Annotated in this window: 26 protein-coding genes; 25 read left to right on the top strand and 1 reads right to left on the bottom strand. The window is 48.4% G+C overall.

Features of this window, described 5'->3' with window-relative positions; all coding sequences use genetic code 11:
* Nucleotides 1-10: 10 nt before the first annotated feature.
* The 22 genes from E0496_RS22350 to E0496_RS22450 all read left to right on the top strand — a co-directional run bounded on the left by E0496_RS22350 (nt 11) and on the right by E0496_RS22450 (nt 20,570).
* The gene (locus E0496_RS22350) at nt 11-1,231 is read left to right on the top strand and encodes an aminotransferase class I/II-fold pyridoxal phosphate-dependent enzyme (RefSeq protein ID WP_141504008.1); all 1,221 of its coding nucleotides are present in this window, start codon (nt 11-13) and stop codon (nt 1,229-1,231) included.
* A gap of 109 nt (nt 1,232-1,340) precedes the next feature.
* A complete protein-coding gene (locus E0496_RS22355) occupies nt 1,341-1,913 on the top strand; it encodes a cob(I)yrinic acid a,c-diamide adenosyltransferase (protein WP_141504009.1) in 573 nt (190 codons plus the stop codon).
* Nucleotides 1,910-2,866, top strand: a complete 957-nt coding sequence (locus tag E0496_RS22360) for an RluA family pseudouridine synthase (RefSeq protein ID WP_241674933.1) — start codon at nt 1,910-1,912, stop codon at nt 2,864-2,866. Before E0496_RS22355 ends, E0496_RS22360 begins: the two co-directional genes overlap by 4 nt.
* A 33-nt stretch (nt 2,867-2,899) precedes the next feature.
* Nucleotides 2,900-3,280, top strand: coding sequence for an arsenate reductase family protein (locus tag E0496_RS22365; protein ID WP_141504010.1), 381 nt, complete (start codon nt 2,900-2,902; stop codon nt 3,278-3,280).
* An 8-nt stretch (nt 3,281-3,288) separates the two neighbouring features.
* The gene (locus E0496_RS22370; RefSeq protein ID WP_141504011.1) at nt 3,289-4,497 is read left to right on the top strand and encodes an aminotransferase class I/II-fold pyridoxal phosphate-dependent enzyme; all 1,209 of its coding nucleotides are present in this window, start codon (nt 3,289-3,291) and stop codon (nt 4,495-4,497) included.
* Nucleotides 4,498-5,061: 564 nt separating this feature from the next.
* Nucleotides 5,062-5,928: a 5'-3' exonuclease gene (locus E0496_RS22375; protein ID WP_141504012.1), complete on the top strand. Its 867-nt coding sequence runs from the start codon at nt 5,062-5,064 to the stop codon at nt 5,926-5,928.
* Between the two features lie 8 nt (nt 5,929-5,936).
* Nucleotides 5,937-6,251, top strand: coding sequence for an ArsR/SmtB family transcription factor (locus tag E0496_RS22380; RefSeq protein ID WP_141504013.1), 315 nt, complete (start codon nt 5,937-5,939; stop codon nt 6,249-6,251).
* Nucleotides 6,252-6,611: 360 nt separating this feature from the next.
* A complete protein-coding gene (locus E0496_RS22385; protein WP_141504014.1) occupies nt 6,612-6,881 on the top strand; it encodes a DUF1871 family protein in 270 nt (89 codons plus the stop codon).
* A gap of 8 nt (nt 6,882-6,889) precedes the next feature.
* A complete protein-coding gene (locus E0496_RS36945) occupies nt 6,890-7,018 on the top strand; it encodes a hypothetical protein (protein ID WP_277755876.1) in 129 nt (42 codons plus the stop codon).
* Nucleotides 7,019-7,525: 507 nt separating this feature from the next.
* Nucleotides 7,526-7,936, top strand: coding sequence for a helix-turn-helix domain-containing protein (locus tag E0496_RS22390; RefSeq protein WP_141504015.1), 411 nt, complete (start codon nt 7,526-7,528; stop codon nt 7,934-7,936).
* Between the two features lie 99 nt (nt 7,937-8,035).
* Nucleotides 8,036-8,785: a YveK family protein gene (locus E0496_RS22395; RefSeq protein WP_141504016.1), complete on the top strand. Its 750-nt coding sequence runs from the start codon at nt 8,036-8,038 to the stop codon at nt 8,783-8,785.
* A 25-nt stretch (nt 8,786-8,810) separates the two neighbouring features.
* Complete coding sequence (locus tag E0496_RS22400; RefSeq protein ID WP_161601523.1) at nt 8,811-9,440, top strand: CpsD/CapB family tyrosine-protein kinase; 630 nt, start codon at nt 8,811-8,813, stop codon at nt 9,438-9,440.
* A 356-nt stretch (nt 9,441-9,796) separates the two neighbouring features.
* Entirely contained in the window at nt 9,797-11,623 is a 1,827-nt protein-coding gene (locus E0496_RS22405; protein ID WP_141504018.1) for a polysaccharide biosynthesis protein, read from the top strand.
* 25 nt (nt 11,624-11,648) lie between these two features.
* Nucleotides 11,649-12,530, top strand: a complete 882-nt coding sequence (galU, locus tag E0496_RS22410; RefSeq protein ID WP_141504019.1) for a UTP--glucose-1-phosphate uridylyltransferase GalU — start codon at nt 11,649-11,651, stop codon at nt 12,528-12,530.
* A gap of 23 nt (nt 12,531-12,553) precedes the next feature.
* Nucleotides 12,554-13,720, top strand: a complete 1,167-nt coding sequence (locus E0496_RS22415) for a glycosyltransferase family 4 protein (RefSeq protein ID WP_141504020.1) — start codon at nt 12,554-12,556, stop codon at nt 13,718-13,720.
* Complete coding sequence (locus tag E0496_RS22420) at nt 13,683-14,870, top strand: glycosyltransferase (protein ID WP_141504021.1); 1,188 nt, start codon at nt 13,683-13,685, stop codon at nt 14,868-14,870. Before E0496_RS22415 ends, E0496_RS22420 begins: the two co-directional genes overlap by 38 nt.
* Entirely contained in the window at nt 14,761-15,876 is a 1,116-nt protein-coding gene (locus E0496_RS22425; RefSeq protein ID WP_141504022.1) for a glycosyltransferase family 1 protein, read from the top strand. Before E0496_RS22420 ends, E0496_RS22425 begins: the two co-directional genes overlap by 110 nt.
* A 16-nt stretch (nt 15,877-15,892) precedes the next feature.
* On the top strand, nt 15,893-16,789 hold the full coding sequence (locus E0496_RS22430; protein WP_141504023.1) for a glycosyltransferase family 2 protein: 897 nt from the start codon (nt 15,893-15,895) through the stop codon (nt 16,787-16,789).
* 49 nt (nt 16,790-16,838) lie between these two features.
* Nucleotides 16,839-17,912 (top strand): EpsG family protein, encoded by a 1,074-nt coding sequence (locus tag E0496_RS22435; RefSeq protein ID WP_141504024.1) that lies wholly within the window; start codon nt 16,839-16,841, stop codon nt 17,910-17,912.
* A 12-nt stretch (nt 17,913-17,924) separates the two neighbouring features.
* A complete protein-coding gene (locus tag E0496_RS22440) occupies nt 17,925-18,665 on the top strand; it encodes a glycosyltransferase family 32 protein (protein WP_141504025.1) in 741 nt (246 codons plus the stop codon).
* A 41-nt stretch (nt 18,666-18,706) separates the two neighbouring features.
* Nucleotides 18,707-19,312, top strand: a complete 606-nt coding sequence (locus tag E0496_RS22445; protein WP_277755881.1) for a sugar transferase — start codon at nt 18,707-18,709, stop codon at nt 19,310-19,312.
* 121 nt (nt 19,313-19,433) lie between these two features.
* Nucleotides 19,434-20,570 carry an aminotransferase class I/II-fold pyridoxal phosphate-dependent enzyme gene (locus E0496_RS22450; protein ID WP_141504343.1) on the top strand — a complete coding sequence of 379 codons (1,137 nt, stop codon included), beginning with the start codon at nt 19,434-19,436 and terminating at the stop codon, nt 20,568-20,570.
* Nucleotides 20,571-20,578: 8 nt separating this feature from the next.
* Here E0496_RS22450 and E0496_RS22455 read toward each other — a convergent pair whose 3' ends face one another.
* Entirely contained in the window at nt 20,579-21,235 is a 657-nt protein-coding gene (locus E0496_RS22455) for an acetyltransferase (RefSeq protein WP_141504027.1), read from the bottom strand.
* Nucleotides 21,236-21,442: 207 nt separating this feature from the next.
* Here E0496_RS22455 and E0496_RS22460 point away from each other — a divergent pair, with 207 nt between their 5' ends.
* From E0496_RS22460 to E0496_RS22470, 3 genes are read left to right on the top strand one after another with little or no spacing between them, the layout of a single operon-like run.
* Nucleotides 21,443-22,657: a nucleotidyltransferase domain-containing protein gene (locus tag E0496_RS22460; RefSeq protein ID WP_141504028.1), complete on the top strand. Its 1,215-nt coding sequence runs from the start codon at nt 21,443-21,445 to the stop codon at nt 22,655-22,657.
* Between the two features lie 46 nt (nt 22,658-22,703).
* Entirely contained in the window at nt 22,704-23,909 is a 1,206-nt protein-coding gene (locus tag E0496_RS22465; RefSeq protein WP_141504344.1) for a glycosyltransferase, read from the top strand.
* Nucleotides 23,910-23,941: 32 nt separating this feature from the next.
* Complete coding sequence (locus tag E0496_RS22470) at nt 23,942-24,973, top strand: glycosyltransferase (RefSeq protein ID WP_141504029.1); 1,032 nt, start codon at nt 23,942-23,944, stop codon at nt 24,971-24,973.
* The last annotated feature ends 11 nt before the right edge of the window (nt 24,974-24,984 follow it).

Below are 24,984 nucleotides of genomic sequence, written 5' to 3' on the forward strand. Positions count from 1 at the left end.
GGTGATGGCAATGATTAAAGACGAAGAAAAACAACCCTCCACACCTGTGCAGCGTCAATCGATGGCTGATTATTTGTCCCCGCTTGTCCGGGGCATTAAACCGTCGGGAATCCGTCGGTTTTTTGATTTGGTCAGCACGCGCAAGGATGTCATTACGCTTGGCGTTGGCGAGCCCGATTTTGTAACGCCGTGGCATGTAAGGGAAGCGGCAGTATATGCACTGGAAACGGGAAAAACCCAGTATACATCCAACGCTGGCATGCCTGAGCTTCGGGGGGCCATCGGGCAATATTTGAATGACCAATTCGCTGTGGAATACAATCCGGCGGATGAGATTTTGGTAACGGTAGGCGGCAGCGAAGCGATCGATCTTGCGCTCCGCTCATTTATCTCGCCTGGCGACGAAATTTTAATTCCGGAACCATGTTACATCTCCTATTCTCCGATAACGGCGCTTACCGGCGGAGTACCAGTTGGCATCGAAACCTTTGCGAAGGATGAATTTAAGCTGAAGCCAGAGTCGCTTCAAGCGGTCATTACGCCAAATTCCAAAGTACTTATTTTATGTTATCCAAGCAACCCGACTGGCGGTACGATGACTTATGAGGACTGGTTGCCGATTGCGAAGATTGTGGAAGAAAACGATCTGATCGTTATTTCTGATGAAATCTATGCCGAGCTTACCTATGGCTCTAAGCATGTAAGCTTCGCGGCGATGCCCGGCATGAAGGACCGCACGATTCTTGTCAGCGGCTTCTCCAAAGCGTTTGCGATGACCGGCTGGCGGATGGGTTACGCTTGCGGGCATCCCGAGCTGATCGCTGCTATGCTAAAGATCCATCAATATACGGTCATGTGTGCTCCGATCATGGCGCAATATGCTGCTCTTGAAGCGCTGCAGCACGGTTTGGAAGAAAAGGACCGGATGGTGGAGGCCTATAACCAAAGGCGCCGTTTGGTCGTCAAGGGATTTCGGGAAATTGGACTGGATTGCCATGAGCCGCAGGGGGCTTTCTATGCCTTCCCGTCCATTGTATCCACGGGGCTGACGAGCGAGCAGTTTGCCCAAAGGCTTCTGGAAGAAGCGAATGTCGCGGCTGTTCCTGGAGATGTCTTCGGCCTTGGAGGCGAGGGCCATCTTCGCTGCTCCTATGCGACCTCAGTTACGAATCTTACGGAGGCGCTGGACCGGATCGGCGGCTTCGTTCACCGATTGAAGCAGCAAGGCTAGCAAGCGATGTTTGAGGGCAGGACGAAACAGCAGGTCAGGAGCGCATCCGGCCTGCTGTTTGCATGAGTATAGGGTATTTAACCCAAAACCCTAAAGGAGGCTGGAATCGATGAAAATATATACAAGAACCGGAGACAGCGGCCAAACATCCCTCATTGGCGGGCGCGTTCGCAAGGATGACGCCCGAGTGGAGGCCTATGGCACGATCGACGAGCTGAATTGTTTCGTTGGGCAGGCAGCGGCGGAGGCTGCCAAGCACGAGGAGCTTGTTGAAATGTCAGGGTGGCTGATCGATATACAGCAGGAATTGTTCGATTGCGGATCGGACCTTGCTTACGCGGTAGAAGGCGCGCCGCTCAAAATTGACGGGCAGCCGGCTGCACGTTTAGAGGGCTGGATTGATCAATATACAGCAGAGGCGCCGGAAATCACGAGATTTATTTTGCCCGGAGGAAGCTCTGCGTCTGCCTTGCTGCATGTATGCAGAACGGTATGCCGCCGCGCGGAACGGCGTGTGGTAACGCTTGCTGCAGAGCATCCAATTAACGCCGAGGTTCAAACCTACTTGAATCGTCTTTCTGACTTTTTCTTTGCCGCTGCGAGGGCAGCTAACGCCAAGCTTGGCGTGCCGGACACGGAATATGTCCGAAGCGCAGAAGTATTTCGGAAGCCGAAGAAATGATGGACCATCTAGAGCGGGACTATTATCGGCCGTTAGTGGCTACGGTAAGCGAAGCGGAGGACGGGAAGACGGTTCGAACTGTACTGGAGCGGCAGCTCGGCATATCCCGGAAGCTGCTGTCACAGGTGAAGCTGACGGAGCATGGGCTGACGGTGAATGGAGTGCGGGCCTATACGACGGCTCCTGTAGCCATGGGCGACCGAATAGAGCTGCGTATGGAGCGAGAAATTTCAGAAGACATTTTGCCTCAGCCTATTCCCTTTGAAATTGTATTTGAGGACGAGGATCTCCTCATTGTCAATAAACCGGCAGGCATGATCGTTCATCCGACTCATGGCCATTATACCGGTACGCTAGCTAACGGTGTCGTGTATCATTGGCAGCAAAAGGGAGAACGGGTCCGATTCCGACCCGTTCACCGGCTGGATGAGGAAACCTCCGGGTTAGTTGCCATAGCCAAAACCTCTTACGTACATCAGCAGCTGTCGGAGCAGATGCAGGCTAACGGTTTTTTGAAGCTGTATAGGGCTTATGTGTATGGCAAGCCCGTGCCAGCGCAGGGGACCGTCAACGAGCCTATTGACCGCAATCCTGATCAGCCACATATACGGATCGTGACACCGGAGGGTTATCCGTCCGTGACGCACTATGAGGTGATTTCGGGTTTTCAATCCACCATCGGTGGGCGGGCGGCGGCTGTGCGGCTGAAGCTCGAAACGGGACGTACGCATCAAATTCGCGTTCATATGAAGCACATCGGCTGCCCATTAATCGGGGACAAAATGTACGGCCCGGAGGACGGCGGCATGGCAGAATGGGAAGCAGCGGTGAGCCGGCAAGCGCTGCATGCCGAGGTACTGGGCTTTAAGCACCCTATTCGGAAGCAATGGATGGAATGGATAGCACCTTTACCGCCAGAGCTTGCGCTCTTGGAGCAGAGGTTGTCGGAATAAAATAGAAATGAGCTCAGGGGAGGCTTCATGGGAATGACGAAGGACAAGCCATTAACGATTATTCAATATCCCAAATGCGGAACATGCAGAACCGCAATCAAATCGTTGCAAAACAAAGGCAATGAGGTTATTTCCCGCCATATCGTGGAGGAAACACCAACTGCGGAGGAGATAAAGACGCTGGTTGCGAACAGCGGACTTGAGCTGAAGAAGTTTTTTAATACCTCTGGCGACGTGTACAGGGAGCTTGGACTGAAGGACAAGCTGGCGGACATGGCAGAGGATGAAAAATATAAGCTGCTGGCATCAAACGGGATGCTGATTAAACGGCCAATTGTAACCGATGGCGAGCAAGTAACCGTTGGTTATAAGGAAGAGCAATTCGAGCAAGTTTGGGCGAACGGAAAAGGGTGAATAAGAAGATGACGCAACCGAAATGGAGATCAGAGCGGCTTTCGCAGCTGGGCTCTTCCATTTTTGCGGAGGTTGCCGCATGGAAGCTGTCCGCGCTAGAGAGCGGTCTTGATATTATAGATCTTGGGATTGGAAGTCCGGACCAGCCTCCATCGCCAGCGGTTAGGCAAGCGCTAAGCGAAGCGGCCTTACGCGCAGACATGTATGCGTATCCCGCAACAAAAAGCGGGCTGCCTTTCCGGCAGCATGCAGCGAAATGGATGAAGCATCGTTTTGATGTGGAGTTGGATCCGGCAAGCGAAATCGTTACACTTCTAGGCTCGCAGGATGGTCTGGCGCATTTGGCAATGGCGCTATGCGATCCCGGGGATACGGTGCTGCTGCCTAATCCCGGTTATCCGATTTATACCGCATCATTAGCGCTTGCTGGCGTCGAAGCAGTGCTTATGCCGCTGCGGGAAGAGAATGATTATATGCCTGATTTGGAAGCCATATCGGATACGGATTGGGATCGCGCTACCTTTATTTTGCTTAATTATCCTAACAATCCGATCTCTGCTGTAGCGGACCCAGCCTTTTTTGAACGGTTGCTGGCAAAAGCGCGTCAGCATGGGGTGTTGGTGGTACATGATTTGGCCTATTCTGAAATGGGCTTTGACGGCTGTGAGCCGATAAGTATTTTAGAGGTACCAGGTGCGATTGACCAGGCTGTTGAATTTCATTCCTTATCGAAGAGCTTCAACATGGCGGGCTGCAGGATTGGATTTTTGGCCGGAAACAAGGAGGCGGTTGCAGCCTTGCGGGAGCTGAAAGCTAACATTGACTATGGTGTGTTTGATCCCGTTCAGGAGGCCGGAATCGTTGCGCTGGAGGAAGCCATCGCCAATCCGGAGATGCCTAAAGCAGGCAAGCTCTATGAGCAGCGGCGGGATGTCTTTCTTCAAGCGCTAAGCGACGAAGGCTGGTCCATTGCTGCCCCGAAGGCGACGATGTTTATTTGGGCGAAGCTGCCACCGATGCAGTGGTCACAGGATGAGCCTTGGAATTCTCGGCGAATTTCCCAGGAAATGCTGCGTCAGACCGGTGTAGTGGTCGTTCCGGGAGAAGCTTTTGGCACGGAAGGCGAAGGTTATGTTCGAATTGCGCTCGTAGAAAATGAAGAGCGGCTATTAGAAGCTGCGAAACGGATTGGAAGCTTCATTCGCGGGCAAGGATAGAAGTAGCTGAAATTTGGTTTTGAGTTGAGGAAACGAAATGGGAATATACCTCTGGGGAAAGTTCGAAAGCAATCGTAGCTTTATCAATCCCCCCTAACATGATTTAGTGAGACACGGACCTAATGTAGTTGTTGCGCTCATAATAGGCAGTGGAAGGCTGGCTTTTTGAGAAATAGGTCTAAATTGTAGATCTAATTGATCAAAAATTGCCGCATGGCAAGAATTAGATCTAAAAAATAGATTTAATTTAGCCGGATGGGTGCATATGAGCAGCGAAATGCTGGCTTTTTGTGTAATAGATCTAAATTGTAGATCTATTTGATCAAAAATTGCCACGTGGCAAGAAATAGATCTAAAAAATAGATCTAATTTAGCCGGACGGGTGCATATGAGCAGCGAAAGACTAAACGTGATTTTATAGTTCAATGGAGTCATATAGGTTGAATTTATAATTAATTTTTAGTGAAGTACCGTGCACGGCCAAATTATATAGTTCTAGTTCGATGGATATAGCTGAAATATAAGTTGAAAACTAAGTTGAAAGAGGAGAGAGGGGCTTTACTTATGAGTGAACAACGTTTGCTTCTGGTAGATGGCATGGCCATTTTGTTTCGCGCTTATTTTGCGACCTCGTTCGGTGGCAGCGTCCGTAAAACAAGCGCAGGAGTACCCGTGAATGCAGTGCATGGCTTTGTCCGTTATTTCATGGATGCGATAAAAACGTTTAATCCTACACATGTGGCTTGCTGTTGGGATATGGGCAGCACGACCTTTCGTACGGAGCAGTATGACGGCTACAAATCAAACCGTCCGGCTGCGCCAGAGGACTTGGTTCCGCAGTTTGATCTCGTGAAAGAGGTCGTCGCCAGCTTTAACGTTCCGAATATCGGTATTGTCGGCTATGAGGCGGATGACTGTATCGGAACGCTGGCTGCGGCGCTTAAGGATCAATTGCATGTTTTTGTTGTAACTGGCGATCATGATATGCTGCAGTTGGTGGATGACCGTGTTTCTGTGGCAATTATGAAGAAGGGGATTGGCAATTACATGGTGTATACACCGGAATCGCTGATGGAAGAGCGTCAGCTTACCCCGGTACAAATCATCGATATCAAAGGTCTGATGGGCGATACGGCGGATAATTATCCTGGAGTAAAGGGCATTGGCGAGAAAACGGCACATAAGCTTATTCAGGAACATGGCTCGATTGAGGTGCTGCTTGCTAATTTGGATACCGTCTCCAAAACGATTCGCGCAAAGATTGAAGCGGATTTGGAAATGCTGCATTTGTCCCGTGACCTAGCGACCATCCGCTGCGATGTTCCCGTTACGGCTGAGATTGATAGCTGCAGCTGGGCGTATGACCGCGATACGGTGCTGCGAAAATTCGAAGAGCTTGAATTTAAGAGCCTACTCTCCCTTATTGGGTAACCGTCGGTATGAATGAACGTTTTTTTAGCGCTCTGGCAGAGCCGAATCGGCTGCGCATCGTCGAGCTCCTTCGTGACGGCCCGTTAACCGTAGGAGAAATTGCCGTAAGCCTAGACATGAATCAGCCGCAAACCTCGAAGCACTTACGTGTGCTTAGCCATTCCGGCATCGTTGAGGTGCAGCCAGAAGCGAATCGGCGGATCTACAAGCTGCGCTCTGAGCCGCTTCAAGAGCTGGATAACTGGTTGGCTTCCTTTCGTGCGATGTGGGAGGAGCGGTTCGATCGGTTGGAAGAGTATTTGCGTGAGCTTCAAGATAAGTAGATGCCCACATAGAATAGGGTGAAATGTCGGAAATGCCGTTTTAATCATTCATAGCCTGTTTCGGGTTCCCGCTATGTTCATTCAACAGAAGAATAGATACGCGAAAATAGGAAGAGGGGATAGAACTAGACTTCCTTCCGACCGCTCGTGTCTCCAGCTTCCTTGTAGTTAACTGCTAGGAAGCTGGAGACATAGGTGGACGGTCGCTGTTCTATTAGGTTATAAGGTTTTTAAAGCTTGTAAGAACGATAAGGTTGAGGATTAAACAATAACGTTTATGAGGGCGTTATCAAAATTTCCCAAGGCAGAAGCTTATCTGGAACTCAGACCGATGACTGATGAATAGAATGGGGGAGTAGTATGAAGGAGATTGTTAAGCAAGTCATTGATGCATGGAATCCATATGGATTATTACCAGACGCACCAGAGGACGAATTTGATTCTGAAATCAGACAAATAACCGCAAAATTAATGACGTCTGAATCTATGGAGGAGTTAGCGCTGCACATACAAAAAGTTTTCACAACAAGCTTCGATGACAATTTTAATTATAACAACTGTTTAGATGCAGCAAGCAGGATATGGACATTGAGTAAAGAATCACAAAGAACGAATGGGTTGGAGAGTTAAGTCCAATCATGAGATTGAAATTTACCCATTTTATTAGCTGGCTGGGAGCTAAGTATGCAATAGAATGTCCTCATATCCAGCATTTAAAGGAGCAGGGCTGGCAGGATGATGGTAATCAAGGTGGTCCGACAAGTTAATACTATAAGCCTAAATGGCTTAGGAGAATCGAAAGGCTGCTCAACAAGGAATAGAATGGTTTGTTGAATAAACATGATCTGACTGTTCAATACGCAGCATTATCAGCATGAGTATCCATTTAGAATAGAGTTAAAACTACTATTATGACTATTGATTCACGCAATCGATTGCCTCAACGCAGCGCTCGAACCTCGCTATTCACTCCAATCTAATGACTTTCCCTATCTCCACTACATAATATTTTCAAGCAAATTCAAAAGAATGGGCGCTTACACAGAGACTCGAATAGTACACCAATTTTGTTCGTTCATTCACGTAAGCGATCTATTGTTCCAACTGCGGCCGAATAGGTATTCGGACAGAAGTTTTGGCAAACCAAACGGAATGGTATTGACCTGTTCTTTTTAAAGAACTACAATAGATGTATTGTCTGTTATAACGCATTGCATTTTTCAAGCTAGCGTGAAGCTTAACGTTAGGATCTAAACTGGCCGAAGGAGAATATTATGATTGGGGAACGGATTAAAAGTCTACGGGAAAAAAAGGGCTATTCGATAACGAAGCTTGCCGACCTGGCAGGCGTATCCAAGTCCTACTTGAGCTACATCGAACGAAATATGCAGAACAACCCATCTCTTCAGGTAATGGCAAAAATAGCTGCTCCTTTGGATTCTAACATTGAATATCTACTTGGAGAAGAGCATTTACCGAAAATTCATGAAGACGAAATGTTGGACGAGGAATGGCGCTTAATTATTAAAAACGCGGTAGATGAGGGCATGAGCAAAGGTGATTTCCAAGCTTTAAAAGACTTGATCCGTTCGAATATTTGGAAGGAAAATCGTTTGGAGCCGAGCATTTACTCCAGCGAAAAAAGAAAAACATCTAATATCATTATTCTTCATATTGATAATTGATGCTCCGCAAAAAAGGAAAAAGTGTATTGACATGTTCTATATAAAGAACTAATATTGTGTTATTGTTCTTTATAACAAACATAATAAGCAGGTGTGTAAATGGATGGGAAAAGGTTAGAGGATGTACAATCGTTGCGGAGCGAGAAAGATCGGCTAAAGATGAAAGAAATCAATCTCAAAGCTTTGTATTTGACGATTCGCAAGCGGCTATGGGTGGTTGCACTGGTGACTATTCTTTTTACCATAGCTGCAGGGATGTTTAATGCAAGACCTGAAACACCGATGTATGCTTCGTCTGCCCGAATCATTGTTGCTGCTTCCGCTGAGATGATGGGGACAGTTAAAGTGCTGTTTCGGGAACCGATCGTTATGAATAAGGTGATTGAAGAGCTGCAGCTTAACCGTTCAGCCGCGCAACTAAGAAGCCAAGTCAGAGTGGATAGTGTGGAAGGGTCCCTTGTGACCGTTATATCGGTTGTTGACAGTGATTCGAAGCTGGCAGCTGATATCGCGAATAAAGGAGTCGAAGTCTACCGGAAGGTAGCTGCAGATACCCTTGGCATTACGGCAATACAGCTACTGACGATGGCGGAAGAAAACCCTTATTCCATCAATGTAAAAAGTAACAGTTTGGTTTATGCCGGTTTTATGGCAGGGCTGATCCTGAGTCTGGCTCTCGTGTTTTTGCTTGATTCGCTCGATGATTCTATCAAATCGGATCGCGAGATTGAAGAACTGCTTGGTCTAACGATGCTAGGGCAAGTAAGTCAAATGAAGAGAAAAGATTACGCGAGAAAAGCAAAAAAACAAAAAAGCATTTTAGTGCGGGGTGAAACCATTGGTTCGTGAACGGCAGAAAGCGTCAAAATCTTACGTGAACAAAAGTTTGCTAGCCTATATTCATCCGCATGCTTCCATATCCGAGCAATATCGGACGATTCGCAATAATATCCATTATGCCTCAAGTGGCAGCAAGGTGCGGTCGCTGCTTGTTACTTCTCCTTCTGAAGGAGAAGGTAAATCGACAACGACCGTTAATTTGGCAGTTTGCATGGCGCAGCGAGGCGATCGTGTGCTCATTATCGACGCGAATTTCAGAAATCCGATCATCAACAAAATTTTCAATGTGCAGACGTCTCCAGGGTTATCGAATATCCTCGGACAGCAGCTCGAATTTCGAGAAGCGATCTATCATACGGAGGTCGAGGGACTGGACATTTTGCCAAGCGGACAACGCCTTTACAATTCGACAGAGCTGCTGGATTCCCAGTTGATGGTCGATGTGATGGCATTTGCCTATGAGCATTACGACATTGTGCTGCTGGATTGTCCGCCCGTTCTCGGTGCGCCAGATACGAATGCGCTTGCCAGCAAATGTGACGGCGTGCTTCTGATTGTCAAAAGCGGAGCAACGCAGCAGGAGCACGCACTCGAAGCCAAACGAACGCTGCTGTTTGCCAAAGCGAACATTCTCGGCGTCATACTCAATAAGAAGAGCGTTTGATGACCGCAATCGGATAGCACTTTTTTTTCGGGAAACCCGTTCTCTATAAAGCACAATAACGAGCAATCAAGAAATCTCGTTCGGTAATGTCTCCTCGCCGTTATCCTCGGAGGCACTCGGCCATGCTGTGGGTTTACGGATAAACCTTAGACGCGAGTCGTCAAGAGTGTGGTGTGAGGCGGGGTTGAATGCCCTGGTTTTTAAGTTAGAGTGCTTCACTAGAAGGTTTTATCCTAAAGCCTTTTAGTTAAACACCCTAAAGGGTGCTGCAGCAGTCCACCCAACGTAGCGCGTAACTCCCATGCTTCTCAGCATTGATTTTATTTGACGTTTTTTCAGGAAAGGGTGACAAGGCTTTGACGTATCGACAAAGGTTTTCTTTTTTGATTTTGATGGACTCATTTATTGTATTGACCGCTATTTTCTTTAGCCGTTTTCTTCTTAGCGCTTCTCTGGACGTGGTAACGGCACCGATTGTCATTAGTTCTATTACGCTGCTGCTCAGCCACCATTTCTTTTCCTTCTACTACAAGCTCTACAAGAAGGCATGGGAATATGCGAGCGTGGGCGAGCTTCTGATTATTACGAAAGCCGTATCTTTCTCGATTGTAGCGGCAGCAATCATTCAGCAGCTTGTGCTGCAGGATGTTTTTTTTCGTCTGCTTGCCGTCACTTGGATGATTCATATGCTGCTAATTGGAGGCTCAAGGCTGTGCTGGAGAATATTTCGAGGCCGCTACAATAAGCACGAAGGCTTACGAAAACGTACGTTGATTGTCGGGGCGGGATCTGCGGGCACGATGCTCGTTCGTCAACTGCTAGCCAACACCGATACGGAGCTTTTGCCAACGGCTTTCATTGATGATGATATCAACAAGCATAACTTGGACATTATGGGCATACCGGTCAAGGGTGGCGTGAGAAGTATCGCCAAGGTGGCGCAGGAGCTTGAGATACATAATATTGTCATTGCGATTCCTTCCCTGAGCAAGAAGCAGCTGAACACGATTTTTAGCGAATGCGCCAAGACGAGGGCGAAAACGCAAATTATCCCGATGCTGGAGGATTTGGCTACAGGAAGAGTGTCAGTCAGTCAATTCCGCGACGTTCAGGTCGAGGATCTGCTTGGCCGCGAGCCGGTCGAGCTGGATATTGAGAGCATCTCGGGCTATGTTACGCAAAAAGTGGTCATGGTGACCGGTGCAGGCGGGTCGATTGGTTCAGAGGTCTGCCGCCAGGTTTCGCGGTTTTTGCCGGAAAAACTCATTTTGCTCGGTCATGGCGAGAACAGTATCTATTCCATTGAGATGGAGCTGAAGGAGCTTTACGGCCATACCAAAATTGAGTTTATTACCGAAATTGCTGATTTGCAGGACGCAGCCAAGATGCTTGCCGTGATGCAGGCTCACCGTCCGCAGGTCGTCTATCACGCCGCTGCGCATAAGCATGTGCCTCTAATGGAGCGCAATCCGGAGGAAGCATTCAAAAACAACGTACTTGGTACCATGAATGCGGCCAAAGCGGCAAGCCAGGCGCGAGTGGACACGTTTGTTATGATTTCTACCGATAAAGCTGTCAATCCCACAAGTGTCATGGGAGCAACGAAGCGAATAGCGGAAATGGTCATTCAGCATATGGACCGCATCAGCAATACGAAATTTGTCGCGGTTCGTTTCGGCAATGTTCTCGGCAGCCGGGGCAGCGTTATTCCGCTGTTTAAGAAGCAAATCGAGAAGGGTGGCCCTGTAACGGTGACCCATCCGGACATGGTTCGCTATTTTATGACGATTCCGGAAGCGTCGAGGCTTGTCATTCAAGCGGGAGCGCTGGCAAAGGGCGGCGAAATTTTCGTGCTGGACATGGGGGATCCTGTCAAAATTACAGACTTGGCGCAAAACGTGATTCGGATGTCCGGTTACACGGTCGAAGAAATCGGCATTCATTATACCGGGATCAGGCCAGGCGAGAAGCTGTTTGAGGAAATGCTGAAAGACAATGAAATGGATGAACAGCAGGTGTATCCAAAAATCTACATTGGCAAATCCTTTGAGATTTATTTTGAGCAAATTGAAGAAATTATCGCCCTGCAGGGTGGCATGAGCAAAGCAGAACTGCGAGTCAGGCTGCTAGATTTGGCGAACAATGTAGTCGAGCTTCCGGAATTTGCGTCTGTAACTGGCTAATATAACGAAGGAGTGGACTGACACGATGAAAGTTAGAAAAGCGATTATACCGGCGGCGGGGCTAGGAACGAGGTTTCTACCGGCGACCAAGGCGATGCCAAAAGAAATGCTGCCGATTGTCGATAAGCCGACCATCCAATATATCGTAGAGGAAGCGATCGAATCCGGCATTGAGGATATTATTATCGTGACCGGCAAGGGGAAACGGGCGATTGAGGATCATTTCGACAATTCGCTGGAGCTTGAGCAAATTTTGACGGCAAAGCATAAATTCGATCTGCTGAGCGAGGTTCGCAAATCAGCGGATATGGTCGATATCCATTACATTCGGCAGAAGGAGCCGAAGGGACTTGGGCATGCGATATGGTGTGCCCGCAAATTTATCGGAAACGAGCCGTTTGCCGTATTGCTTGGCGATGACATTATATCTGCGGAAAAGCCATGCATTCGGCAAATGATCGAGAAATACGAGGAGTACCACACTTCGATTATCGGGGTACAGCGCGTCGCAGACGACGCGGTTTCCCGCTACGGAATCGTAGACGGCGCGCCGATGGAGGATTCGTTCCACCGCGTCCGGCATTTGGTAGAGAAGCCATCCAGAGACGAGGCCCCGTCCAATATGGCGATCATGGGACGTTACATATTGAACCCAGCTATCTTCGACATTTTAGGCAATCAGACGCCTGGAGCGGGAGGCGAAATCCAATTAACGGATGCGATTGCCGCTTTGAATCTATCGGAAGCTGTATATGCGTATGAGTTCGAGGGCAAGCGTTATGACGTAGGCGAGAAAATGGGCTTCATCCAGACGACCATAGAATTTGCCTTGCAGCGTGAGGATTTGCGATATGAGTTATTAAACTATTTATCTCAAATGGTTGAAAGAGAGGCTGCTAGAAAATAATTCTAGTCTAGGATGGTGTGCTCGTGCCTAATAAAATATTATTTTGCGCAACGGTAGATTATCACTTCGAGGCTTTTCATTTGCCCATGATGGAATGGTTTAAGCAGCAAGGCTGGGAGGTTCATGTCGCCGCAAAGGGCGCGCTGAGCCTCCCTTTTGTTGACCGGAAGTTTGAATTGCAGATCGAACGCTCACCCATTCATTCGAATAATCTTCAAGCGTATCAAGAGCTGAAGAAGATTATTGATGATCAGCAATACAACATTATCCATTGCCACACCCCGATGGGCGGCGTGCTCGCCCGCCTTGCCGCCGCGTCTGCAAGGCGAAAAGGGACAAAAGTGATTTATACGGCGCATGGCTTTCATTTCTGCAAAGGAGCCTCCCTTCTCAATTGGCTGCTTTATTATCCGATTGAGAAAAATTTGTCGCGCTTAACCGACTGCCTTATTACGATTAATGACGAAGACTACCGGTTAGCGGTCTCGAGGCGCTTTAAAGCAAAACGAATCGCTCATGTTCACGGAGTTGGCGTCAATACGGTCCGCTATAAACCGGTGCAAAAAATTGAGAAATGGCGGCTTCGGCAGGAGTACGACTACCGCACGGACGATTTTCTTTTCTTCTATGCCGCGGAATTTAACAAAAATAAAAACCACCAACTGCTGCTGCATGCTTTGGCTACGATCAAAGAGCAGGTTCCGCATGCAAGGCTGCTTTTGGCCGGCAAAGGTCCGCTTCTGGAAGCGGCGAAGGAACTCGCAGAAAAGCTGGGCATAACCTCCATGGTCAATTTTCTGGGCTACCGGAAGGATATTGATCAGCTGCTGTCGATGTGCGATATCGCTGTCGCCTCCAGCCTGCGGGAAGGGCTGCCTGTCAACATCATGGAAGCGATGGCCTGCGGTCTGCCTGTCATTGCAACCCGCAACCGAGGGCACTCGGAGCTGGTTGTCGAAGGCGATAATGGATTCATCACGGAGCCAAGCGATATGGCCTTGTTCGCCAGCCGTATGAAGCTGCTCAGCGAATCCTTGGAGCTTAGGCAGCAAATGGGAATGAGGAGTGAGCAGCTTGTAAAGAAGTACGGTTTGCTGCAGGTTCAGCAGGAGCTTGGAAGCATTTATAAATCGTATATGCCGGAGGAGCGAAATGAAGCCGAAAGTCAGTATCGTCGTGCCTATATATAATATGGAGGATTATCTCGAGCGCTGTCTCGGGAGTCTGCTTGGACAAAGTTTGAGCGACATTGAGATTATAGCGGTGAATGACGGATCGCAAGATTCGAGCTTGAAGCTTCTTAGGCAATACGCAGAGCAGGACTCGCGCATCGTCATCATCGACAAAGCGAATGGCGGCGTCTCCGAAGCCAGAAATGACGGTGTGAAGGCGGCCAGAGGAGCATTCATCGGGTTTGTGGATCCTGACGACTGGGTACACCCCAGCATGTACCAGGAGCTTTATGAGGCGGCGGTTCAGCAGCGCGCAGAGATTGTCATGTGCACGTATGTCCGCGAGTTTGGCACCCATGCAAAGGAAAAAAAGTTCGATATGGCGAATGGGCAAATGTTCCGCGGCAAAGAGGTGCAAGACAAGCTGCTCAGGCGGCTTGTAGGGCCATTGAATAAAGAGGTGGCGAGCCCGGAGTTTCTGGACGCCTGGGGTACCGTATGGTCCAAGCTTTACCGAGCGGAATTGCTGACGGATAACGGCTTGTCATTTATGGATCTGAGCGTGATCGGAAGCAACGAGGATACCCTCTTTAATATTCATGCGTTCTATCATGCACAATCCTTTGTGTTCCTAAACCGCCCGTTGTATCACTATTGGCGCGCCAATGCAGCGTCGATCACCTCAAGCTATACCCCAAAGTTGCCTGAGAAATTCGAGAAGTTGTATTCGGCGATGGAAGCTTTTTTGGGTGAAAAGCAGCTTGGCGATGAGTATAAAACAGCCTTTAACAATCGGATTTGTGTGAATATTATAGGGCTAGGCTTAAATGCAATGAGCGAGGGCAAAGCCTCCTCGGCAAGGAAAAAGGTTAAAGACTTACAGCTGCTGCTGCAAGGCAGACGGATGCGGGAGGCACTACGTTCCTTCGAGACAAAGGATAGCCCTTTGGTCTGGAAAGTATTTTTTGTATGCGCAAAACTAAAATTTTCGCTCGCGATTTATTTTATGCTCACGGTCATAAATAAGCTGCGGGTGAGGCAGTCAGGGGGGACATCGAGTGAATCCGGTTCGAATCTTGCAAGTCGTCACCATCATGAATCGCGGCGGCTTGGAAACCATGCTGATGAATTATTACCGGCAAATGGATCGAAGCAAAATTCAGTTTGATTTTCTCGTTCATCGAAGCGAGGAAGGTCATTATGACCGGGAAATCGCGGCGCTAGGCGGGAAAATTTACCGGATGCCGCAGATCAGGCCAGGCAATTACACGCCTTATTTTCGAAAGCTGGACCAGTTCTTCAGGGAGCAAACCGATTACAAGGTCGTTCATGCCCATATTAATGAAAATAGCAGCTTTGTCTTGAAGGCAGCGAAGAAAGCGGGGGTGCCTTGCCGGATCACGCATAGTCATTTGAGTGATCTGGGCATTGATATTAAGCTCCCGTTTCGTTTATATGCCAGAATGGCGATGAAAGATAATCCGAGCAGCTACTTTGCATGCTCCAGAAAGGCTGGCGAATGGCTGTTTGGCAAGCGCATAGCGGGCTCAGGCAAAGTGGTCGTACTCAACAATGCCGTGGATGTTCAGCAGTTTTCCTTCGACCCCGCTGTCCGTGAGGAGATCAGGTCGGAGCTGGCTGCGGGCGATCGCCTCGTAATTGGCCATATCGGACGATTCAACCAGCAGAAAAACCATGACTTCTTGATTGATATTTTCCAAGCTGTTCATGAGAAAGAACCAAGGTCTTTGCTCGTACTGGCCGGTGAAGGACAGCTGCGGCCGCAAATCGAAGCCAAAATTAAAAGGCTAGGGCTGGGGGAGCATGTGCGGCTGCTTGGCGTACGAAATGATGTAGCGAGCCTGCTGCAGGGGATGGATTTATTTTTGTTTCCTTCTTTGTTCGAGGGGCTTCCGGTCGTGCTAGTTGAAGCGCAGGCGGCGGGACTTGCATGCGTGGTCTCCGATGCGATTACGGCCGAGACGGATATTACCGGGAAGCTGCAATTTATCAGCCTAAAGCAGAGCGCAGAGCAATGGGCGGAGAAAATAGTGAAAGGCCCGCGCGAGCGGACGGATACATCCGCAGCCATGCGGGAAAAAGGTTACGACACGTCAACCATGGCGAAATGGTTATCGGACTATTACATGGAACAAGCCGCGGCCGTGATGTAAGAGGGAGTGAAGAGATATGTTGCCAATGTTAACGGTGTTTACGCCTTCGTATAACCGTGCCTATACACTGCATCTTTGTTATGAGAGCTTGAAACGCCAAAGCTGCAAGGATTTCGTATGGCTGATTATCGATGATGGCTCAACCGATCAGACGAAGGAGCTGGTAGCGGGCTGGATTACGGAGAACGATATTCCGATTCGGTACCATTTTCAAGAAAATCAGGGGATGCACGGAGCGCATAATACCGCGTACGAGCTCATCGAGACAGAGCTTAACGTTTGTATTGACTCTGACGATTTTATGGCTGACGATGCCGTGGAGAAAATTACGGCGTTTTGGCTGGCAGAAGGCAGCAGTCAGTATGCGGGCATTATCGGTCTGGATGTGTCTGAGGACCATAAGCTGATCGGCACGAACCTTCCCGAGCAGCTGAAGTCGTCTACGCTGACCGATCTGTACGCCCTGCATCAGGTGAAAGGCGACAAAAAGCTGGTGTACCGATCGGAGCTGACGAGGAAACATCCACCGTATCCGTTGTTTCCAGGCGAGAAATATTGTCCGCTTTCCTACAAATACATCTTAATCGACCAAGAGTGCCCGCTGCTAATTATGAATGAGGTGCTGTGCATTGTAGAGTACCGGCAGGACGGATCAAGCCTGAATATGATGAAGCAGTATCAAACAAACCCGCGGGGCTTTTCTTTTTTTCGGAAGGTTGCCATGGCGCATGCCCCATCCTGGAAAGGCCTGATTCGCGAAGCCATCCATTATGTGTCGAGCAGCCTGATCAGCCGCAACAAGAGCTTCCTGAAGGAGTCTCCGCGCAAAGGCGTAACTTTGATGGCGATACCGCTAGGATTACTGCTGTACGTTTATATCCAAAACGCGAATAAGCGAACACTGGTCAAATAAGACCGCCCTAATATTACAAATGATGATCTTATAGGAGGGGAGGCCCACCATGTCTATACTGTGGCTAACACTGGTTTTTGTATTTATCGTTTCGTTGGCAGCCCGATACTTTTCCGTTCCCGCAGGGATCTCCCCTTCAACGATCATACCGAACAAGTTTCTGGCGATTGCCGCTGCTTTAACGCTTGCTATGGTATCCGGACTGCGAATGAATATTGGGGATACCTTTCTTTACATGCACAGCTACTCCATCGGAGACTTTAGCTGGCAATCGGTGGCGGCAAGCCATGATATTGGCTTTAATATCTTGCAAATGCTGCTGAAGCAGCTGTCGGATGATCCACAAATTTTAGTGCTGACCACTGGCGTTGTGACGAATTTGCTGATCATCATGGTAATTTACAAATATACGAGATTGTTTGAGCTGAGCGTGTATTTATACATAACCACGGGGACCTTTACGGTATCGATGAACGGGATCAGACAGTTTTTGGCTGCTTCCATCGTATTTGCCGCTACCAAGTTTTTACTGGAGGGCAAGTGGAAGTCCTACATTGCGGTTGTCGTATTTGCTTCCTTCTTCCATCAAAGCGCGCTTATTATGATCCCGATATATTTTATCGTAAGAAGAAAGGCTTGGACGAGAGCAACGGCGATCCTTCTCACCCTTGCGGTGCTTATCGTTGTTGGCTTCAATGAGTTTTCCGAGCTTCTGTTTACCGCGATTAAGGATACCCAGTATGGCTCCTATCAATCGTTTGACGAGGGGGGCGCGAATGTTTTGCGGGCGATGGTCTGGATTATTCCGCTCGTTATCGCTTATTTTGGCAGAGATAAGCTGCGGTCGGTATTTCCAAAAGCGGACATTATCGTCAATATCTCGCTCGTAGGCGCTATATTGATGATCATCTCCACGCAAAATTGGATTTTTGCCAGAATGGCGATTTACTTCAACTTGTACCAGCTGATCTTGATTGCTTGGTTAATCAAGGTTTTCCGTGAAAAGGACCAGAAGCTCGTTTATTTATGTATATTAGTTTTCTTTTTTCTGTTCTACTTTTACGAATGCGTCATTGCACTTGGTTTGCACTATCAAAGCAACTATTTAATCTGGCCATTTTAGGAGGAGATACCGATGGAGGCTTCAACAAAAATCCCGCGTATCGTCCATTATTGTTGGTTTGGGCGCGGAGCTAAGCCAAGCAAGATGGAGAAGTGCATACGGAGCTGGAAAAAGCACTTGGCGGGCTATCAATTCATGGAATGGAACGAGGAGAATTTTGATCTGGCTGCCAACCGTTATGTCATGGAGGCGTATGAGGCGAAAAAATATGCCTTTGTCAGCGATTATGTACGCCTGCACGCGCTGTACGAGCACGGCGGTATTTATATGGACACCGATGTTGAGGTGATCAAGACTTTGGATCCTTTTTTGAAACATGAGGCGTTCTCGGGCTTTGAGGACGAGACGTTCCTCCAGTCAGGCACCATGGGAGCAGCGCGGCAACATCCATGGATTCAGGAGCTGCTGGAGGACTATGACAGCAGAAGCTTTATACGGCCAGATGGCACCTATGATCTAACGACCAATACCGCAGTCATCACTGCGATTTGCAAAAACCATGGCCTAATTCTGAACGGGCATCTCCAAGTACTGCAAAACGGCGTGGTCTTTTATCCCAGAGATTATTTCAGTCCCTACGATTACATAAACGGCGGCAATTATAAGACGGATAACAGCTATACCATTCATCATTTTGCCCAGTCCTGGCTTCCTCTTCATGTTCGGGTCAGAGGGGATGTGAAGCGGGTGGTAAGCCGACTCGTCGGTCCGCAGATCATTGCCCGAATGAGAAAGCTATTGTCATCCTCGTAATAATAGAACAATGATCACTTAAATAGGAGCCTGTTCATATGTTGAAACGGATATTTGATTTTGTGACGGCAGGTATGCTGCTTATTATACTTAGCCCCATTATTGTGCTTACAGCATTGCTGGTTCGCATGAAGCTGGGTTCACCAGTCGTCTTCAAGCAGGAGCGCCCAGGATGGCATGGAAAACCTTTTTTCGTTTATAAATTCAGGACGATGACTTCGGAGAAGGACAGCTTGGGGCAATTGCTGCCGGACCATCTGCGGCTGACCGTCTTTGGCAGCTTCATGCGCAAATTCAGCTTGGATGAGCTGCTGCAGCTCGTAAATGTTCTTAAGGGCGAGCTGAGCTTAATCGGTCCGCGTCCGCTGCTGATGGAATATTTGCCGCTATATACGCAAGAGCAGGCGAGACGCCATTCCGTAAGGCCGGGCATTACCGGCTGGGCGCAAATTCATGGAAGAAACGCCGTGACATGGGAAGAGCGGTTTGAGCGCGATGTATGGTATGTCGAGAACCAAAGCCTGGCACTGGATATCAAAATATTGCTGTTGACGGTCAAGAAGGTCATGAAGTCCGAAGGCGTGTCGAACACCAATCATGTGACGATGCCAGTCTTTCAAGGAACGACGAGCAATCAGGAAGGGTAAAGCCATTTTCAAGCAGGGACTGTGCTTGAGAGATGGCTTTTTATTTTGAAAAAAATAGTAAAAGGATGTGTGCGGCGTGTCAGCAAATGAACAAAAACGAATTTATTTATCTCCTCCTCATATGAGCGGCAAGGAGCGTTATTATATCGATCAAGCTTTTGAAACCAACTGGATTGCTCCGCTTGGGCCCAATATCGACGCATTTGAGAAACAAATGGCTGCATATACAGGAGCAGCAGATGCTGTAGCGGTGAGCTCAGGAACTGCCGCTATTCATTTGTCGCTGCAGTTGCTCGGCATTGGGGCAGGCGATACTGTATTTTGCTCTAGCTTTACATTTGTCGCCAGCGCTAATCCGATCCTTTATTGCGGGGCCGAGCCGGTCTTTATCGATTCTGAGCCGGACACATGGAATATGTCGCCTGATGCGCTGCGAAGAGCTTTGGAGGATGCAAACCGTCAGAATAATTTGCCGAAAGCCGTGATCGTCGTACATCTGTATGGGCAGGTATCCAAGATGGATGAATTAATGGAGCTTTGCGGGCAGTATGATATTCCCGTCATTGAGGATGCAGCGGAATCGCTAGGATCGATCTACAAGGGTAAACAAAGCGGAACCTTTGGTCAATTCGGTATCTATTCGTTCAACGGAAACAAAATCATTACCACCTCAGGCGGCGGCATGCTGGTGTCCGATGATGTGGAACTGTTAAGAAAAGCCCGTTTCCTGGCCACGCAAGCCAGAGATGCGGCCGCCCATTATCAGCATAGCAGCCTTGGCTTCAACTATCGGATGAGCAATTTGCTCGCGGGTGTTGGCAGAGCACAGCTAGAGGTGCTGGATGAGCGGGTGGCGGCGAGAAGAGCGGTTTATGAAAACTATGTTGGAGCCTTCGCGGATCGAGCGGGCATCAGCTTCATGCCGGAGTTAAACGAAACGAGGTCGAACCGCTGGCTTACCGCTGTGCTTATCGATGAGAAAGAAACGAATGTAACAACCTCCGAACTGCTCGATGCCCTGTCTGCGGTCAATATCGAGGCGCGTCCGTTATGGAAGCCGCTGCATTTGCAGCCGCTGTTCCAGGGCACGCGTTTTTATTCGCATCTGGAAGGGATATCGTTATGCGAGCGTTTGTTTCAAAGCGGCATATGCTTGCCTTCTGGCTCCAGCATGACCGTGATCGACCAGGTCCGAGTCGTCGATTGTATGAATGAGCTCTTTGACAAAGCGGCAATCAATAGCGCCCAATCGGCGTAAGAAGTGGATTAAAGGTAGCGTTCGCCTTCTGCGCGCGTGCGTATGACTCTTGCAGGCGTACCGTAAGCAACCGAAAAGGCGGGAATGTCGCTTAGAACGGTTGACCCGGCGCCTATAACCGTATGCTCGCCGATGGTTTTACCGTGAATGACGCTCGCTCCAAGTGAAATAACGGAATAATCACCAATGGTTACGCCACCGCCCGTTCCAGCTTTCGGAGCCAAGGTGACGAAGTGTCCAAGTACAGAGTCATGCTCAGTACTTGCTTGGGAATACAATACGCTATGCTCGCCGATGATGGTGTCGCTGCCTACGATGCCGCCAGCCATGACCACGCTGCCGGCTCCAAGACTCGCGCCTTTGGCGATCGAGCTAGACGGATGAATCGCGCTTATGAAAGTGAAGCTGGGACATACCGCTTTTATTTTGGTAACGATAGCTGCTCGAAGCGAATTGTCTCCAATGGCAACAATGCCGCTGCTTGCGGTTTCTTTATTAGCCGCTAGCCAGCCTTCATCACCTAAGACCGGATAGCCGTAAATGAAGGACCCGACGGGTTTATAGCCATCTAGCAATCCGGCAATGCGATATAAGCCGGCTTTCTCGATGGTATCGATAACGGCCTTGGCGTGACCGCCGGCGCCGTATACTACAATGTTTTGCATGTTGGTAGCCTCCTCATAGGTTAATTCTAATCCAGCGAATTCTTATATTCTAGCAGTTTAGCACCTTTTTTTGTAAAAGAATAGAGAACGTATGGAAAGGCGATTGACAGATATTAGGGAAGGTGATAATCTGTACTTGTGTTCGTTTTATAGAACGATAAACAAAATTTTGTTCGTTATTGGCTAATCAGTATGAAGGAGAAATTCATGAATAACGACGTCACTCTACATATAGAAGATCTGTCTGACGAGCTGCGGCTCATGCTGGCTTTCCTCTCGTCAGACGATGAGGCGGATCAGTCCTTCGATTATCAGGAATTGCTGCATAAGGCGGATTGGGATCGGTTTATTGAGCTGGCGAGGCATCATCGGGTGTTCCCGACCGTTACTCGCAAGCTGCAGGAGCTGAAGTCAGCGGAAATTCCGGTCTTTGTCACGCAGATGTTTAACCGTGACTATTATCGGAATACGCTGCAAATGCTTGCGCTTAGCGGAGAGATGGAGCAGCTCGCCAAAGAGTTTACCGAACGTGGCTTGCGTTCGCTGTTTTTGAAGGGACCGGTCATTGCTGCCGATTTGTATGGGGACGTGTCGCTGCGCACTTCTTGTGACCTAGATGTTCTTATACCGCTTAAGGAGCTGAATCAGGCTGAAGCGCTTCTTGTATCGTTAGGCTACGAGAAGGATGAATATATCGTATCGGTCCTTAATGATTGGAAGTGGAGGCATCATCATACGACCTTCGTGCATCCAACGAAAGCAATCAAGGTTGAGCTGCATTGGCGGTTAAATCCGGCGCCCTCGAAGGAGCCGAGCTTCAATGATCTATGGAGCCGAAAGCGCAAAAGCGCTTTGATTAGCCGACCCATCTATTATTTGGGCAGAGAAGATTTGTTTATGTTTCTCGTGACTCACGGTGCCAGGCATGGCTGGTCGAGGCTTCGCTGGCTGCTGGATATCAAGCAGCTGGTCAATCAGAAGCTGGATTGGCCTAAGCTCAACCGGTTGCTGAGAAAACATCACTATTCCCATATCGGAGGGCAAGCGCTTCTGCTTGTGTCACGCTTGTTGTCGCTGCCGCTCCGCGATGAGATGAAGCCGCTGCTTGCGGGAAGAAAGGCGCATTGGCTGGCGGAGGATGCCATGTTCTACGTGCAAAGGCTGATCAACTTGCATACACCGCCGATTCCAGAGGAGGTTAGGCGTTTTCATAAACGATACCTCTTCGCTTTGCTTACCATCCCGCAAAAGATACAGTTTATTTCCAGCTTTCTGTTTCCTTATCCCGAGGATGCCGAGATGCTTCCGCTTCCGAAGCGGCTTCATTTTTTGTATTTCCCGCTGCGGCCAATCCTTTGGACTTGGAGAAAGCTGAGCAGCCGCACTTCCGCAAGAGAAGAGGGAACGAAAGTTGAGAAATAGCCAGAGCAATGCTGCTGACCATCTTGCTTCAAGCAAAGGAACCGATATGAAAAAGCAAATTTTAATCTCGTTATACGATATGGAAATTGGCGGCATTGAAAGAAGCCTAATCAATATGCTTGAATGCTTTGATTACGATACATACGATGTGGATTTGCTCATTTTCAGCCATCAGGGTGATTTTATGAGCCTCATTCCATCAGGCGTCAACTTGCTGCCAGAGATAAGCAAGTACAGTGTGTTCCGCAAGTCCGTCAAGCAATGTTTACGGGAAGGGCACTATGTGGCGACGATGATCAGAATGGTTTGTAAAAATTTAGCCTTTATACAAGCGAGGCGAAGAAAGCTGGTCGAAGGCTCAGGTTATATTCAGATGCAGCTGGCTAACAAGTATACGGCATCCTTTATACCCTCAATCAAAAAGGAATATGATCTGTCCATCAGCTACGCTTGGCCTCACGATGTACTCGCGGAGAAGGTGAAGGCGAGGCGTAAGATTGCTTGGATTCATACCGATTATAGCAAGCTGGAAATCGATAACAAGCTGGATCTGGCCAGCTGGAACAAATTTGATTATATTGCCTCAATCTCCGATGCGTGTACCGAGGCTTTTCTCAAAACTTATCCTTCATTAAAGGCAAAGGTCATGCAAATTGAAAATATTACTTCTCCGGCCTTTATCAAAAAGATGGCAGAGGATCGTCCGGCCGAAGCGTTTCAAAGCGGGGAAGAGGAAGCTTTTCGAATCGTTTCCGTAGGCAGGCTCTCTTATGTTAAAGGATTTGATATGGCTGTAAAAGCGCTTCGGAAGCTTCATGATAAAGGCCTTACCCATCTGACCTGGAATATCGTTGGTTATGGCGGCTATGAGGATGAGCTGAAATCGCTGATTGCTGAGCATAAGCTGGAAAATAAATTTGTGCTGCTGGGCAAAAAAACAAATCCCTATCCCTATATGAAAAGCTGCGATCTCTATGTACAGCCGTCTCGCTATGAAGGAAAGGCGGTAACCGTAACTGAAGCGCAAATATTAGGAAAGCCCGTAATCATTACCAATTACCCTACAGCGACGAGCCAAGTGACAAGCGGAGTTGACGGCATCATTTGTGAGCTAAGTCCAGACGGCATTGCGGAAGCGATTGAGCAGCTATACCGCAGCAAGGAGCTGCGAAGTGCCCTCGTAAGCCATGTCAAGGATAAGGATTACAGCAACAGCAGCGAGCTCGATAAGCTCTATCAAATTATAGTATAGCTCTCGCTTCGAGGAGGAGTGTACAGATTACCATGGGAATTAAAGTGAGTGTTATCATCCCCGTATACAACGCTGAGGCCTACTTGGAGGAATGTATTTTATCATTGCTGCTCCAGACGCTTCGGGATTGCGAGTTTATATTTGTAAATGACGGTTCAACGGATCAAAGCAGCCTCCTTCTTGAGGAGTATCAGAAGAAGGACAGCAGGGTAAAGCTTATCCAACAGAGCAATCAAGGAGTTAGCGCCGCAAGAAATGCTGGGCTTGGGGTGGCTACCGGGCAATATGTCGGGTTTGTCGATGCGGATGATTATATTGAAAAGGATATGTATGAAACGCTGCATCATGCGGCTGTTCAACATAGCTGTGACGTCGTCATCGCCAACTTTAAAAGCGAGATCGAGGGCAGCCAAGTGATCACCTCCTATTCCTTTCCTGTTAACGAAAGGTTGGAGAAAGATTTCATTGCGGCGCAGATTTTGCCTCATTTCCTTAAGGCCGATGATTTGAATACTGCCGTAAACAAAATTTACCGAAATCAGCTGCTTACGGAGCATCGGCTTGCTTTTCCAGCCAATGTGGCGTTAGGTGAGGACGGACATTTTAACATCCTATTTTTCAGTCAAGCTGCGTCCATGGTTTATGTGAATTACACGGGCTATTATTACCGGGAAGTAAACGGCAGCGCAACCCGAAACATTAAAGAGAAGGATTACTTCGGCAAAGCAATCGAGGTATATCAGATGCCACCCCCTCCCATCTACCATCAGATGATCCCCGACAGCAGCATCGTTCAGCTAAAGTCGATACGGCTGATCAACAGTATGATTTCCTACATTTATCTCTATTTGAAGCCGAGCAAGGATATGAAATTTGTAGAGCGATACAGCTACGTCAAACGGATGATTACCAGCAGTCCAGTGAGAGAGGCGCTGCCGCTCTACTTGGAAGAAATGCAGCATTCGTTAGGGCGGTACGAACGGTTTATCTTAGGTATGGTTAGAGCAAAATCGACGCTGGGCCTTATGTTTGCCGTCACTTACAGCAGATTAAGAAATACTTAAAATGAATGAAC

The sequence above is a fragment of the Paenibacillus luteus genome (genome assembly GCF_006542765.1).
Taxonomy (GTDB): Bacteria; Bacillota; Bacilli; order Paenibacillales; family Paenibacillaceae; genus Pristimantibacillus; species Pristimantibacillus luteus.

What these genes read in the sequence shown, in the direction of transcription:
- E0496_RS22350 (WP_141504008.1), top strand. Translation starts at nt 11, where the DNA reads ATGATTAAAGACGAAGAAAAACAACCCTCCACACCTGTGCAGCGTCAA.
- E0496_RS22355 (WP_141504009.1), top strand. Translation starts at nt 1,341, where the DNA reads ATGAAAATATATACAAGAACCGGAGACAGCGGCCAAACATCCCTCATT.
- E0496_RS22360 (WP_241674933.1), top strand. Translation starts at nt 1,910, where the DNA reads ATGATGGACCATCTAGAGCGGGACTATTATCGGCCGTTAGTGGCTACG.
- E0496_RS22365 (WP_141504010.1), top strand. Translation starts at nt 2,900, where the DNA reads ATGACGAAGGACAAGCCATTAACGATTATTCAATATCCCAAATGCGGA.
- E0496_RS22370 (WP_141504011.1), top strand. Translation starts at nt 3,289, where the DNA reads ATGACGCAACCGAAATGGAGATCAGAGCGGCTTTCGCAGCTGGGCTCT.
- E0496_RS22375 (WP_141504012.1), top strand. Translation starts at nt 5,062, where the DNA reads ATGAGTGAACAACGTTTGCTTCTGGTAGATGGCATGGCCATTTTGTTT.
- E0496_RS22380 (WP_141504013.1), top strand. Translation starts at nt 5,937, where the DNA reads ATGAATGAACGTTTTTTTAGCGCTCTGGCAGAGCCGAATCGGCTGCGC.
- E0496_RS22385 (WP_141504014.1), top strand. Translation starts at nt 6,612, where the DNA reads ATGAAGGAGATTGTTAAGCAAGTCATTGATGCATGGAATCCATATGGA.
- E0496_RS36945 (WP_277755876.1), top strand. Translation starts at nt 6,890, where the DNA reads ATGAGATTGAAATTTACCCATTTTATTAGCTGGCTGGGAGCTAAGTAT.
- E0496_RS22390 (WP_141504015.1), top strand. Translation starts at nt 7,526, where the DNA reads ATGATTGGGGAACGGATTAAAAGTCTACGGGAAAAAAAGGGCTATTCG.
- E0496_RS22395 (WP_141504016.1), top strand. Translation starts at nt 8,036, where the DNA reads ATGGATGGGAAAAGGTTAGAGGATGTACAATCGTTGCGGAGCGAGAAA.
- galU (WP_141504019.1), top strand. Translation starts at nt 11,649, where the DNA reads ATGAAAGTTAGAAAAGCGATTATACCGGCGGCGGGGCTAGGAACGAGG.
- E0496_RS22420 (WP_141504021.1), top strand. Translation starts at nt 13,683, where the DNA reads ATGAAGCCGAAAGTCAGTATCGTCGTGCCTATATATAATATGGAGGAT.
- E0496_RS22430 (WP_141504023.1), top strand. Translation starts at nt 15,893, where the DNA reads ATGTTGCCAATGTTAACGGTGTTTACGCCTTCGTATAACCGTGCCTAT.
- E0496_RS22435 (WP_141504024.1), top strand. Translation starts at nt 16,839, where the DNA reads ATGTCTATACTGTGGCTAACACTGGTTTTTGTATTTATCGTTTCGTTG.
- E0496_RS22440 (WP_141504025.1), top strand. Translation starts at nt 17,925, where the DNA reads ATGGAGGCTTCAACAAAAATCCCGCGTATCGTCCATTATTGTTGGTTT.
- E0496_RS22450 (WP_141504343.1), top strand. Translation starts at nt 19,434, where the DNA reads ATGAGCGGCAAGGAGCGTTATTATATCGATCAAGCTTTTGAAACCAAC.
- E0496_RS22455 (WP_141504027.1), bottom strand. Translation starts at nt 21,235, where the DNA reads ATGCAAAACATTGTAGTATACGGCGCCGGCGGTCACGCCAAGGCCGTT.
- E0496_RS22460 (WP_141504028.1), top strand. Translation starts at nt 21,443, where the DNA reads ATGAATAACGACGTCACTCTACATATAGAAGATCTGTCTGACGAGCTG.
- E0496_RS22465 (WP_141504344.1), top strand. Translation starts at nt 22,704, where the DNA reads ATGAAAAAGCAAATTTTAATCTCGTTATACGATATGGAAATTGGCGGC.
- E0496_RS22470 (WP_141504029.1), top strand. Translation starts at nt 23,942, where the DNA reads ATGGGAATTAAAGTGAGTGTTATCATCCCCGTATACAACGCTGAGGCC.